At 36.9% G+C, this 14,464-nt stretch carries 8 protein-coding genes; 2 read left to right on the plus strand and 6 right to left on the minus strand.

Annotation, left to right across the window (positions count from 1 at the left end; all coding sequences use genetic code 11):
- Nucleotides 1–2,268: a beta-glucosidase BglX gene (bglX, locus tag J8281_RS11915; protein ID WP_210197856.1), complete on the plus strand. Its 2,268-nt coding sequence runs from the start codon at nucleotides 1–3 to the stop codon at nucleotides 2,266–2,268.
- Nucleotides 2,269–2,280: 12 nt separating this feature from the next.
- Nucleotides 2,281–4,161: a glycoside hydrolase family 9 protein gene (locus J8281_RS11920; protein WP_210197857.1), complete on the plus strand. Its 1,881-nt coding sequence runs from the start codon at nucleotides 2,281–2,283 to the stop codon at nucleotides 4,159–4,161.
- Between the two features lie 54 nt (nucleotides 4,162–4,215).
- Here the strand turns inward: J8281_RS11920 and J8281_RS11925 are convergent, their stop codons facing one another.
- The 6 genes from J8281_RS11925 to J8281_RS11950 all read right to left on the minus strand — a co-directional run bounded on the left by J8281_RS11925 (nucleotide 4,216) and on the right by J8281_RS11950 (nucleotide 14,415).
- The gene (locus J8281_RS11925; RefSeq protein ID WP_210197858.1) at nucleotides 4,216–5,103 is read right to left on the minus strand and encodes a DUF4380 domain-containing protein; all 888 of its coding nucleotides are present in this window, start codon (nucleotides 5,101–5,103) and stop codon (nucleotides 4,216–4,218) included.
- 7 nt (nucleotides 5,104–5,110) lie between these two features.
- Nucleotides 5,111–8,692, minus strand: a complete 3,582-nt coding sequence (locus tag J8281_RS11930) for a malectin domain-containing carbohydrate-binding protein (RefSeq protein ID WP_210197859.1) — start codon at nucleotides 8,690–8,692, stop codon at nucleotides 5,111–5,113.
- 194 nt (nucleotides 8,693–8,886) lie between these two features.
- Nucleotides 8,887–10,506, minus strand: a complete 1,620-nt coding sequence (locus J8281_RS11935; protein WP_210197860.1) for a sodium:solute symporter — start codon at nucleotides 10,504–10,506, stop codon at nucleotides 8,887–8,889.
- Between the two features lie 36 nt (nucleotides 10,507–10,542).
- Complete coding sequence (araA, locus tag J8281_RS11940) at nucleotides 10,543–12,066, minus strand: L-arabinose isomerase (RefSeq protein ID WP_210197861.1); 1,524 nt, start codon at nucleotides 12,064–12,066, stop codon at nucleotides 10,543–10,545.
- Entirely contained in the window at nucleotides 12,047–12,748 is a 702-nt protein-coding gene (locus tag J8281_RS11945) for an L-ribulose-5-phosphate 4-epimerase (protein WP_210197862.1), read from the minus strand. The genes araA and J8281_RS11945 overlap by 20 nt, the downstream gene beginning before the upstream one ends.
- Nucleotides 12,749–12,780: 32 nt before the next feature.
- The gene (locus tag J8281_RS11950; protein WP_210197863.1) at nucleotides 12,781–14,415 is read right to left on the minus strand and encodes a ribulokinase; all 1,635 of its coding nucleotides are present in this window, start codon (nucleotides 14,413–14,415) and stop codon (nucleotides 12,781–12,783) included.
- Nucleotides 14,416–14,464: the final 49 nt, after the last annotated feature.

Here is a 14,464-nt window from a genome sequence, read left to right on the forward strand (position 1 = left end):
ATGAATCTTACCTCTAGACTGTATTTTAATTTTCGAGTTACCGCTATGCTGACAGTGATACTAATCTTGCTATCCTGTAATGGAAAAAAGAGGTATGAATCAGAAAAAAAACTTACTTCTGTAACACTTAAGATTGATTCAATACTTAATAAAATGACATTAATAGAAAAAGTAGGTCAACTCAATATGCTTAGGGGTAAACCCACCACACCCACTAATTTTAAAGATGCTAAATATAATCTAGAAGAAGAGATTAAGAAAGGAAGGGTTGGTAGTTTTCTAAATGTGCATCCTATGGAGGACAAAATCAAGTACCAGAAGATTGCGGTAGAAGAATCTCCAAATGGAATTCCATTGCTTTTTGGAATTGACATCATTCATGGGTTTCGCACAAACTTTCCTGTTCCACTAGGTGAAGCAGCTAGTTGGAATTTAGAATTGATCGAGAAATCTGCAAAAATTGCCTCGACTGAGGGTACAGCTGTAGGGTTCATGTGGAACATGGCGCCGATGGTAGATATTTCATTTGATGCGCGCTGGGAGCGGGTGATGGAAGGTGCAGGAGAAGATCCCTATTTAGGATCCCGAATCGCAGAAGCAAGAATAAAAGGATTTCAGGGAGATTTATCAAGTACAGAAACGATGCTTGCCTGTGCAAAACATTTTGCTGGATATGGGCAAGTTATGGCCGGGCGTGACTACAATCAAACGACAATTTCCAAAAGATTCTTGCACGATTATATCTTACCTCCTTTTCAAGCTTCTATCGATGTCGATGTTGCATCTTTAATGAGCGCATTTACCGATTTTGATGGAGTTCCAGGAAACATGAATTCTTATTTATTAAAAGATATACTTCGTGAGCGATGGGATTTTGAAGGAATTGTTATTTCTGATTTTAATTCTCTCGAAGAAATTGTAAACTGGGGTACAGTTGATTCTGAAGAAAAGGCAGCATTTAAAGCATTTGAAGCCGGTACCGAAGTAGATATGATGGGATTGGTCTATATCGAAAATCTAGAAAAGCTCATACAAGATGGAAAAATAAAGGAGAGCTCTCTAAACACTGCAGTTAAAAGAGTTCTAAAAATGAAAATGGATATGGGTCTTTTTGACGGCCCTTATCGATATTTCAAGATCAAAGATCCAGAAAAAATTTGGTTACAACCTCAGTTTTTAGAACATTCAAGAAATATTGCGCGTAAGAGTATGGTTTTATTAAAAAATGACAGTCAACTATTACCGATTTCTACTAATAAAACCAAAACTATAGCAGTTATTGGCCCTGTTGATGAAGATAAGAGAAATTTTATGGCTACCTGGTCTGCTTGGGGAAAAGAAGAAAATGTAGTGGGTGTGGTAGATGGGTTAAAAAATGCATTGAAAGAAGAAACTATTGAAATTTTGTACGAACCAGGACTCAACAAGGATCTCTCAGCAAACCCTGAATTACTCAATAGAGCTATTAAAGCCGCTAAGAAAGCGGACGTTGTAGTTTGCACATTAACTGAAGGTTGGCGTAATTCTGGTGAAAATACTTCTTTATCCGATCTTAATATGCCTGAACCGCAAGTAGACCTGATTCGAAAAATTCACGAAGTAAATCAATCCACTATTTGTGTTTTGTTTAACGGAAGACCTATGATATTCCCTTGGATATCCGAAAACATCCCGGCTATTTTAGAAGCTTGGATGCCAGGAACCAAAGGTGGTGATGCACTAGCAGACATCTTGTTGGGAAAATATAATCCTTCGGGGAAGTTACCGATCACATTTCCTAGAAATACAGGACAGATACCTATTTCATATTTACAAAAAAAGACCGGACGCCCTTATAAAACAGGAAAAAACTGGACTCGATATTTAGATGCCCCTAATGAACCGGCCTATGCTTTTGGTTATGGTTTAAGTTATACTACTTTTGAATATAGCGATATACGATTAAGCACAGAAAATATATCTGAAAACGATACGCTGACAGCATCAATCAACATTAAGAATACGGGACAGCTTGCAGGAGTCGAAACAGTTCAGTTATATATTGGCGACGCCGTAGCAACAGTCACCAGACCGATTAAAGAATTAAAAGGTTTTCAACAAGTATCTTTAGAGCCTGGAGAAACTAAATCGATAGATTTTAAAATTACAAAAGAACATCTAAAATATTGGAATACTGAAATGAAGTATGAAGCAGATCCTGGTACTTTCATCATTCATATCGGAACAAATTCAGATGACTTTAAAAAGACTATTTTCAAACTTCAATAATTAAAAAATACTATGAATAGGATACTTTTAGCTTGTTTTATAACTGTAATTAGCACCTATTTAGCTCATACACAGCCCGGATACGATTATTCTCAACCTTTTTTAGCAACATCACAATTGGGTTTTAGAGAGAATTCTCCGAAAGAAGTGGTCTTCTATGCAGGAAAAGAAGTAAATACTGTCCCCGATAAAATTCCTTTTTTTGTCACTTATGTTGGGTATCGTTTACCTCGAGAGCAAAAAAAAGTCCCTAAAGAATGGAAAATACCTGGAAACGTCTTTAGATATCCAATCAACACATATCTGGAACCTTATACAAAAGACGTAAAAACAGCACAACATAAAGACGCCTTATTTGTAGGGGTACTAAAAAAAGTAACGACCAATTGGGGGGTGTTTTGGAAAGGTGATTTTAGTGATTTTGAAACTCCAGGAAATTATCAGATAGAAAATGAATACGGTTTTACTGCTCCGTTTCAAATCGCCGATAAAGTATATGATCGATTACAAAGAGGATATTTGGAATACCTGTTTACGCAAAGATCTGGAGTAGAAATTCCTGGAATCCGGCCAGAAGAGAATGCAGACGATGCACGATTGGATATTGACTCTACCTATTATATGCCTGTAGCGGGAGGATGGAACAATGCCGGAGATTGGCGCAAATGGCTTTTTCTTACTTTACCCAACTTAGATGCGTTGGGTCAAATTGTTCAATTTGGGCACCTAGCTTTTAAAGAAAAAGCTCTTGAAGAAATAGATTGGGGTAACCGTTACTATCATCACATGATTACGGATAAAGGTCAGGTATATGAAGATGTCGGCGGAGGAATTAATCGAGCCGGAGATTATAATTCCAGCTGGTGGAACGAAAACCACCCAGGAGTGACTGCCTCAGGAGATACAGATTTTGATAATATACCTATGAATGGTATCGAGCGCCAGGTACGTACAAACTATAATCCATTAGTTCAATATCAATTTGTAAGGCACCAAGCTCTGGCTTCAACCCTATTAAAAGGGGCTCAAAAGAATAACGCCCTGGTATTGGCTGATAGAGCTTGGAAATTTGCAGTATCTCAACCTGATGATCAACGCACTATTTTTGTAGCACAAAAATTATTGGCATCAATAGAACTATTCATAGCTGGAAGCCCTTCTGTATCAACAAGTACAATAGAAAACATTGCAGAAGAACTACTATCACGACAACACCGGGTTAAAAAAAGCTTACAGGGTTATTTTATGGAAAAAAACAATACAGATGCATATCGAAGTATTGCTTTTTCAGTAGAGCCTGCGCTAGCACTATTGCGATTGGTAGAAGCAAATATTAGTGAGCTATCAACAATAAACCAGAAAGCAAAACAAGCAGTGATCAATTATGTGGACAATTACTTACTGGCAGATGCACAAACTAATCCGTATCAGCTTCCTCCTTATGGTGTCTACCTAACTCCTCCTTATCAAGAAAGTCAGCAATTTAGAAAGACAGTCGACGGTCGTTTTGTTCGAACATTTATTCATATATTTAGTGATAAACCCATTCCGCATGGTATAAATCAGGTCTTTTTACAGCAGGGTTATTTAATGGCACGTGCGGGCAAAAAATTACAAAAAAAGGACTGGCAACAAGCAGCAGAACGAATTTTGAACTGGAGTATGGGATATAACCCTTACGGATTATGTCTATTTACAGGAGTTGGATTTAAACACCCTATCCCGGCTTCGTTTATGAATTATAAAATTCCATCTGCTGCAATGAACGGTTTTATAGGCACCCCTGATGATCAGCCCTACATTGAAACTCGTAATCTTGTGGAGTGGAGTACTCAAGAAGCTTGGGATGTACCGTATACGTATGCAATAGGATTAATAAGCTATCTGGATTAAATTAGGCTAATCTTTCTATTTACTAACAACTGCATTTAAGACCAATCGAAAAATTCATTTTAGGTTCTTGATATGCTTATGAACAATATTGATTAATTTTTGTTCTCCCGCTCTAACTATAATTTCTGGAGGTAAAGGGAAGTAAAACCATCGTAAAGTATAGTTTATTTTTTCTCCTGGCGCTAAGGTTTGGTATACAGAGTGATTTTCTAACTCTACATAAGTAGCTTTATCATTTACATAGAGTTCGATTTCACCTTGTTGTGGCGGAATTTCTGAAATATTTACATTATCAAAAACTTTAATAAAGCACATTCCATTCTCTATATGCGCCAGCCAACCTCCTTCTCCGTTTGCAAATAGTTTTTGAGCTTCATTTTTTACTTCATCTTCATCAAAAGTGTACCAGAGCACATTATTTATAGTTTCTACAGATTTTAGGTTTGAAAGAGAATCTGCGGGAGCTTTTAAAGTAGCTAAAGGAAAAAATGTAAGACCTCCCTTAACCCGAGTTACTTCCCAAAGCGCTGCTCGAATGGTTTTTTTAGAAACATTAATAGCTTGATACGATGCTGTTAGCACACCATCAGCCAATAGGATTCTTTTATTGAATTGAAGCCCTGTTAAGGAATCATTTTGACTAGTGAATCTAAATCCATCTGCTATTTTTTCTACCTGGTAAGGTTCGATGTCTAATGTTTTAGGAGGAGGCCAATTCCAAACGCTTTGTGGAGAAGGCCAAAGTGTAGACCCATAAAACTCGGGGTGTATTTCTTGCTGCAACAACAGTTCCTGATTTTTGAATTTGAAAGAAACGATTCTGGCTCCCGTATTGGCATTAATGGTAACCAAATAGTTACCAGCTGAAATAGTTTTTAGGCTCGTATCTGAACAAGAGGTCATTGTACTTACAATTATTAGTATTAACAATTTATTCTTCATAACAATTTCACTTCAATAGATAGCTGAGTGAATTAATCAAGAGTTTTTTACCAATTACATCTTGGATCATATCATCTTGTTTTTTTCCTAATTTTCCTAAACCATAATACGTATGTACAAGAATTTGTCCTTTAGCATACGGCACGGTGAAGGAAGAGGCTCCAATACCACGATAATGATCTCTTCCGTATCCGGCGAAAACGTCAATACCATTTCCATCAATAAGCATTCCGTTGGCATCTACAGCACCGACTTGGTAATAGCTTTTAAAAGATTGATTGACTGGGAGTTCATTAAAAACCGGATGTACTTTTGTAAAAACCCAAGACCCCATCCACGATTGTAAAGCATCACCTATTTGCCCTTGATATGCTAATACATTTTCTTTATTAAAAACTTTCCCGTACAATTCTACAGCACCCGCATTGTTGGGAAGGAATAAGGCTTTAGTTCCATTTTTGATTTTTTCAAATACCTGGGCAATTTCAACTTTTACAGAATCCTTTCCATTATAAAAATCAAGTTCTGGTATAAAATCTTTTTGATCTACGTAGGCTTGCCATCTTAGACCATTTACATCATTGTACGAAGCGCCTCCCATATTATAGGCTAATACTTTTCCGGTTTCCGTTTGGATTTTAAAGGCACATAATTTTGCTTTATTAGCTTTTGCTTTAGGGAAATCAATTTGAATATAGCCTTTATCATTATTAATCACATAATTTTTATTCAATGCTTTGTTTTGACCAGCTTCGGCAAAAATATCAAAATCGTTTTCTACAATTTTTCCATTGATAGCAATATCGAATAACCTTCCTTGCGGACTGTTAATGTACACTTCTGCAAATTTTAAGGTTACCGTAGTTTTTCCTTTAGGAATATCATCTACTTTAAACGACATTTGGTTGGGATTACCATACACTTCAGTTTGAAATAAAAAATCATCTCCAGTTCTAGCAATTGGATTGGTAACCTTCACTCCTCTCGCCTTGCCGGGAGCTTCAAAATCTTCAGAAAAAACAATCAAATCATATTCGTTCTTTTCGTTATAATCTTCTAGAGCTATTTGTAATTCCTTTTTAAAATAGTTTTTGAGTGATGAATTCTCTCCAATCAAAGCCATTTTTTTGTTTTTGAAGAGTGATGACACATCAGCATCAATAACCAGAATATTTTCTATTGTATTTTCTACCGAAGTATTGGTGTTAGAGAAGCATAATGAAACTTTATATATGCCTGATTCTTCAAACTGGGGATAAGTTAAATATTTATGTAAAGGATACACAAATTTATTTTTGGCATATTTAGGTACAAAAAGCTTTGAAGTAAAAACTTCTTCTCCTTTTGGATTGTAAATTGAAATATCTATCGCTTCTGGATGTTTTTGGTGAGTTTCATTAATCACAAAAAGATCAATTTTTGGGCGCTTACCCTTTTCGAGTACCAAAGATTGTGCTTTAATTACGGGCCGTAGTGCTTGCAGGCGTTCAGAAATAAGTATTGACTCTGCTTTAAGCCTACGCTGATTATCAACAAGACCAGAATGGTTTTCAATCGCAGTACTTTCCCAGCCATTAATCACAAAACCATCGTTAGCCTCAGAAAGTCGGGCAGTCTCTAAAACCCGTCCCCAGAAATCATAACTTTTTCGAGCAATATCTTTATATAACTTTTCTGTAGTTGGGAAAGCGTTCCTAAAATGCCATTTGTCTAAAAATTCATTATAAGTATCCTCTTGTTCTTTGTGATCTCGAAGATCATAACTAGTTGCACCATTTTTTTGAATGTAATCAATCATTGCGCTGTGATTATCAGGCGTAGCTGCGCCTAGCATTTCTCCCCAGACTACGATCTCTTTTTTATTTTCAGTTTTGTGCGTAAAATTTGATGGAGATGTATATAAATCGTCTTTCCATACTCCGGGACCTCCAACAGTATGTTCATCATACCAGCCGCTAAAGTTATCACCCTTATCATAAATGGGTTGTTTTTGATACGGTAGAAAAAGCACTTGATTAAAAGGATCGGTACCAGATTTTAAGGTGATTATCCGGCTTGGATCCAGTTTTTGTACCGCCCGCATTACATTCCATATCCTTGGATTGGCTAAATCGTTAGACATTTCATTCTGAATATTGTACGCGATCAACGAGGGATGGCTTCGATGATCTTTTACCATTTGCTCGATCTTATACTGCATATATTTTTGGGCAAAAGTTTTAGGATCTCCTTGAGCACCCCAAACATCTATGGGTTTACTAATTTTGATATTTCCCACCCAATCGGTTTTGTATTCGTTTTGCAGAGCAGTCCTGCCTCCACCAGGTTCCATAACCCTTAATAGGCCAAGGCTATCTTGCGCTTTAAAAACTTGAGTCTTCCCAATGTTTCTGTGGAAATGAAGCGTATTTAATCCTAATTTTTTGGCACTTTTAACTTCTTTTATTGCTAGTTGTTTTGAAGGAAACAGTCCATTTAATCCCCAAAATCCCCAAGAAATGGCAGAAATCATTCGGATTCTTTTATGATTCAGCTCTAAATGCGCATTTTTCCCAATTCTTGTAGCTTCGAACCATCGAAAACCAAAATTTTGGCTTCTGGCACAACTGTTTTCTTTATTTTCTTTTGGTTCAAAGATAACTGTAAGCGTATAGAGATGAGGGTTTTCGAGGGTCCAAATCGATGCTTTTGGTAGTGTAACCAATTTTTCAACAATCGTACTTTCATTCGCAGCTAAGGTGATTTCGCTAGAAACAGTATGAATGGTTTTTTGGGTTTGTTTGTCAATAAATTCATAGTTGAGATTACCAGGCATCGCCGTAGAGGTATGATTGAAATGTTCTGAAAACACCTTTGCTGTTGTAATTTTTTTTGTATTAAGAACCCACAGATCTTTAAATGTTACATCTTTGGGATGTACTTCAATTTGTAATCCCTGATCCAGCCCACCAAAGCCGTGGCTGCGATGAAACTCTTTGTCACCCCAAGATAGCATCCATGGATCGATCCAATCCATTTGCCCACCAGGATTGGTAATTCGTATGGCTAACTGGTTTTCTTGTCCGAAATTAATGGCCTCTGTAATATCACTTTCAAAACTGGTTTCGGTTATGATATGGTAGCCTACCAGTTTTTGATTGAGATACACCTCTGCCCGAAGCCGGGCAGCCGGAATTTTTAAGATCAACCGTTTACCTTTACTGTTTTCTGGAATTTGAATGTCTTTGTACCACCAAGACACTCCCAAATATCTACCGTCGCGAACCTGCTTATCTTCGGTTTCAAAACCATAGGCATTCTCGTAGTCTTTGAAACCAAAAGCTCCCCAATAATGTTGCTCAACCGTTGAAGGTAAAGAGATTTTTTTGGCTTGTACATTTTTGAGGATTTCCCATCCGCCAGTAGGAGGATTTATGGTCAGTTCAGAAAGTTTAAACTCCCCGGGAAGAAAAATAGCATCAGTCTTCCATTCAGCTTTGGTGTCTGGCCATAAAAACCAATCCTGATCTGATATAGAAATCGTTTCCTGACTTTGTATTTTTAAAAAGCTAGCCAGTACAAATAAAAATGAAATGATTGCTCTTTGCATAAAATATATTGTAAAATCTATTTTGAGTATTCGAAATGTTAAATTGAGGGATAGTGCTTTGAAAAGAAATCTTTGAAAGCGTTTTTAACTCGCCGGCAGGCAGACCTACCTATTTCTCACAGAGAGCGAAGCGAACACCTTCATCCCTCACAAACTCATTAACTTTTACTCTCATATCTCATATCTAAATAACGTCATTTTCCATTAAAAAATAGCATCACCCAGGCCACTATTACTAAAACGATTATAGACAATACAATATCTTTCCAATTATAACTATTTTCATTTTCAGATTTATCTTTTTTGGATAATGTTCCAAAAGTAAGTCCAGCCAATGCTTCTTTTGACTGTGCAGTTGTTGCAAAACTTACACCTATTGCCAAAGCAACACAAAATAAGAAAAACCACGCTCCAAAAGTTAAAAAGTTCATTGTTGCAATAGTATGTACTAGTGTTCCAGGTGTGAACCGCTCACTCATTAATTCGAAAGTTATTCGTAAACCACCTATAATTGAACCTATGATCAAGGTGTAAAAAGCACCTTGGGCATTAATTCTTTTGTAAAAGATCCCCAATAAAAATACTGCTGTAATAGGTGGTGCTATATAGGCTTGTACTTTTTGTAAATATTCATACAATACTCCTGAAATATTTTGCATTATAGGAATCCAAAGAATCCCTAAAATCACTACTATAAATGTTGCAATTCGCCCGATTTTAACTAATTTTTCTTCGTTAGTATTTGGGCGTACTTTTTTATAGATATCAACGGTAAATAATGTAGAACAAGAGTTAAATACAGAAGCTAATGAGCTCATTAATGCAGCCAAGAGTCCGGCAGCAACCAACCCCCGTAAACCTGAAGGTAATAGATTGCTCATTAAAACAGGAAAAGCCTGATCGGGAGAATCCCAGTGTAACTCACCTCGTGTTTTTAAGGTTAATGCTACGATTCCTGGTACTAAAAATAGAAATACTGGTAATAATTTAAGTAGTGCGCCCCAGATAGTTCCTCTTCGTCCTTCTTTCAGATTCTTGGCAGTCAATGCTCTTTGCACGATGTATTGATCGGTACACCAATACCAAATCCCTACAATGGTACTTGTTATGACCAAAGAAGGCCACGGAAAATCAGGATCGGTAGATGGCCGCCACATATTAAAATATTCGGGGCCTAATGTGATTTTCATTCCTTCCCATCCTCCTACTTCATTAAGGCCAATATACGTTAGAGCTGCCGCCCCGAGTACCAGTACTACAGTTTGTAAAGTTTCGGTATAGACCACAGCTCGCATTCCGCCTAAAACGGTATAAAGTCCGGTAAGAATCACGGTAGACAAAGCCCCTACCCAAAAATTTATTCCCAAAAGGGATGCCACTACGACACCTCCGGCATAAATAGTTACAGAAATTTTAGTCAAAATATAGGCGATTAACGAAACAATGGATAAAAACCACCGAGATTTTGCACTAAATCGTTTTTCTAAAAATTCGGGCATTGTAAAAACTCCGCTTCTCGCATAAAATGGCAAAAACACCCAACCTAAAAACAATACAATCCAAGCATGAATTTCATAGATTAGCATAGGGATTTTGTCGCTAGCACCAGCTCCGGCAAGCCCTACCACGTGTTCAGACCCAATATTAGATGCAAAAATAGAAGCTCCTACTACAAACCATCCAATATTTCTACCTGCCAAAAAATAATCTTCGGTAGTATTGTTTTTTTGAAGAATGACCCAAATGGCAACTCCAAATAAAACGAGAAAATAAATTCCGACACATATCCAATCTAGGGTTTCTAAACTCTTCATAATTTACTTATTGGTATTGATAGTTCGATTTCAGTTTTAAAAAATTTTAGAATTATAAAATAATTCTCCTGTCATCAATTGATAATTCAAATTCGAAAGTTTAGTCGAATCATCTATAGTTATTACTTCTATATCCAACATTTCGCAGAGATCTTGAATATGCTTTGATTTGAGAGATTGACTAAATACGGTATGATGAGCACCTCCACATTTTAGCCAAGCCTCTATGCCTGTTTCAAAATTAGGCTTTGGTTTCCAGAGTGCTCTAGCGGTTGGTAATTTGAGCATGGATTCTGTTGGAGCAACTACTTCAACTTCGTTACAGATAACCCGAAACCGGTTTCCTAAATCGATTAAGGAGACATTGATTGCTTGTCCTTCATCCACATTAAAAACCAATCGAAGCGGATCCGCTTTTCCCCCAATGGATAAAGGATGTATCTCACAAGAAGGCATTGATGATGCTATTGAAGGGCACACCTCTAACATATGTGAACCTAAAACTAGTGACTGATCCTGATTAAAATGATAAGTATAATCTTCCATAAAAGAAGTACCTCCTTCTAAACCATGGCTCATGGCTTTCATTGTATGAAGTAGGGCTGCTGTTTTCCAATCACCTTCAGCTCCAAATCCGTAGCCTTTGTGCATTAAACGTTGTACGGCAATGCCTGGCAATTGATTCAAACCATGTAAATTCTCGAAAGTTGTCGTAAATGCGTTAGCGTTATGCTCTCGCAAAAAATTTTCCAGTCCTATTTCAATTTTGGCAGCTTCAATCATAGAAGGGTGACTCAAAATCCTCTTATCCACATGATAATTTTGGTGATAAACATTGATAAGACTCTTTATTTCTTTATCGTTAACCTGATTAACATACGCTACCAAGTCACCAACACCGTAACTTTCTACCTTACAACCTAATTCAATCTGGGCAGAAACTTTATTACCTTCGGTAACTGCCACTTCGCGCATATTATCCCCTATTCTTGCTACTCGTGTATTTTTTAAGGTATACCAGCCTTTGACTACACGACACCAATCGTTAAGTTTTTCTTGTGTATTCCCATTTTTCCAGTGACCAACAATGATTTTACGGTTTTTTTTCATTCTGCTTAATAAAAATCCGAATTCTCTACCCCCATGAGCAGATTGATTTTCATTCATAAAATCCATGTCAATCTTTTCCCAAGGGATTTTTTCATTGAACTGAGTATGAAAATGTAGTATTGGTTTTTGTAAAACTTGTAGACCCTCTATCCACATTTTTGCCGGAGAAAATGTATGCATCCAGAATATAACACCAATACAGTTACTTTGATGGTTAGCTTCTTTACAAATTTGATTAATATCTTCTGTAGTGGCGACAACTTTAATCTTCTTTATTTTGACAGCATTTAAGCAGCTATGGTTCAAATAATTAACCATAGTATTGGTATGCGCTAGAACATTATCGAGAACTTGTGCCCCATATAAGTACTGGCTTCCTGTTATCCACCACACCTCCAAAGGAGTGTGCTCTGCCTTAAATATCTGATCGCTACTGTCCGTAGTATGCATTCTTACCATGTTTTCGTTCATAATGCTTTTGAATTAAAGTAGACTTCAATTTTTCTGACTTTGGATTAATTTGAAGTGTGAGATACGCCATTTTTGCCAATTCTTCCAAAACCTTACTGTTATACACAGCTTTTTCTACAGAAGCCCCCCAGGTAAATGGTCCGTGGTTGGCAATAAGCACCATTTCAATCTCTGTTGGAGACATACCTATGGTAGTATAATAATCGGTAATTTGTTTCCCGGTCATCTTCTCGTAATCACCTTGTATATCTGCATCTTTCATTGGCGGAACACAAGGAATATCTGTAGTAAGGTGATCTGCATGAGTTGTTCCAAAAATAGGGATATTCAATTGTGCTTGTGCCCAAGCCACCGCGTAGGTTGAGTGTGTATGACAAATACCTCCTATGTTGCTCCAAGATTTATACAAATGCGCATGAGTTTTTGTATCTGAAGAAGGTCTCAAGTCTCCTTCAATAATTTTATTTTCAAAATCAACAATGACAATATCTTGGGGTGTTAGTGTTTCATAAGGCACTCCGCTAGGTTTAATAGCAAAAACATTATGTTTACGATCTACCATGCTTACATTTCCAAAAGTGTATATGACTAGACCTAATTCTGGTAATTGCATGTTAGCTCGAAAACATTCTTCTTTAATATTTTGATATTTAGACATCATCGCTTGTCTTTTCCATTTTTATTGATTAGAAATTATCCAAAAGTTTCTTCTACAAATGTTCCCAGTACCTCATATTGTTTATACTTTTTTATATAAAACGAAACCTTCTCGGGCTCGGGACAATACTCTTTGTCACAATCACTCGACATATATTTAATGGCCTCTTCTACTGTACTATATATTCCCGCAGCAACTGCGGCATATATTGAGGCTCCTAAAGCACAGGCTTGATCTGTAGCAGAAATTTTAATGGATCTATTTAAGACATTGGCTAGCGTTTGCATCACCATAGGAGATTTTTTGGCTACACCACCAACACCAATTATCTGTTCAATTTCAATAGTATAGTGTTCAAAATGTTCTAAAATTTTTTTGGCGCCAAAACAAATTGCTTCTACTAGGCTTTTATAAATATGAGGAGCCTGTGTTCCTAAGTCTAACTGACTTATCACTGCTTTAAGATGTTGATTAGCATCAGGTGTTCTTCTACCATTTATCCAATCTATAGACAAGGGTATAGCGCTAGAGTCTTCTAGTACTGCTGCTGCCTTAGAGAGTGAAAGATGAATATCGGCTGGAGTAATATTCTGATCTGTTTGAATATTCTGCAAAGGCCAATATAAAAGGTTTACAAACCATGCCAATACATCTCCAAATGCAGATTGGCCAGCTTCTAAACCTAGTTGACCAGGAATAACTGCACCCTCAACCTGTCCACAAATTCCTGGTAATGCAACCTCTTCTAATGCTCTAGAGGAGGAAAACACAATATCGCAAGTTGATGTACCCATTACTTTTACCATTGTGTTTTTTGAAATGCCTGCTCCTACAGCTCCAGCATGAGCATCAAAAGTACCAACGGCTACAATTGTATCTTGAGATAACCCTAACCTTACAGCCCATTCTTCGCAAAGTTTACCGGCGACTTGATTAGATGTGAATGTTTGTTTATATGAATGACATCGTAATTGTGCTAAATAGGGATCTAATGTCTTTAAGAAAGTTTTCGGTGGTAAACCATCCCATTGTGGATGCCACATCGCCTTATGTCCTGCCGCACATCGACTTCTCTTAAAATTTTCTATATCCGGACTGCCTATTAGAAGATACGTCATATAATCGCAATGCTCCATCCAATAATACGCAGCAGAACGCACTTTACTGTCTATTCTAGAAATATGAAGAATTTTTGCCCAATACCATTCTGAAGAATAAACACCTCCTACAAATTGGGTAACGTTGGGACCATCCCACGTTTTAGCCAGTTCTGTGATTTCTTTTGCTTCAGAAACTGCAGTATGATCTTTCCATAAGATCATCATTGCGTTTGGATTTTCTTTAAAATCTTCAGTTAGCGCAAGTGCTTTTCTATTTTTATGTAAAGGTATTGGTGAAGAGCCTGTGGTATCAATACAAATTCCTTTGATTAAAGATGAATCAACATCAGAATTTTTTACTGTAGCAACAATCGACTTTTCTATGCCTTCAATATGATCTAAAGGATGTTGTCTAAATTTTTGCTCTTTAGGTTCACAGTACAGACCTTTTGACCATCGAGCGTATTGATGAATTGCAGAAGAAATTACGTGACCGTCTTTCGTATTTACTAAAATGGCACGAACTGAATCTGTACCAAAATCTACTCCTATAACATAGGTTTGTTTCATCTATTTGTATTGGATTGCCAGTGTTTTTAATTTAGCCCTAAAGTAGATT

This window comes from Aquimarina sp. U1-2 (assembly GCF_017897595.1).
GTDB lineage: Bacteria > Bacteroidota > Bacteroidia > Flavobacteriales > Flavobacteriaceae > Aquimarina.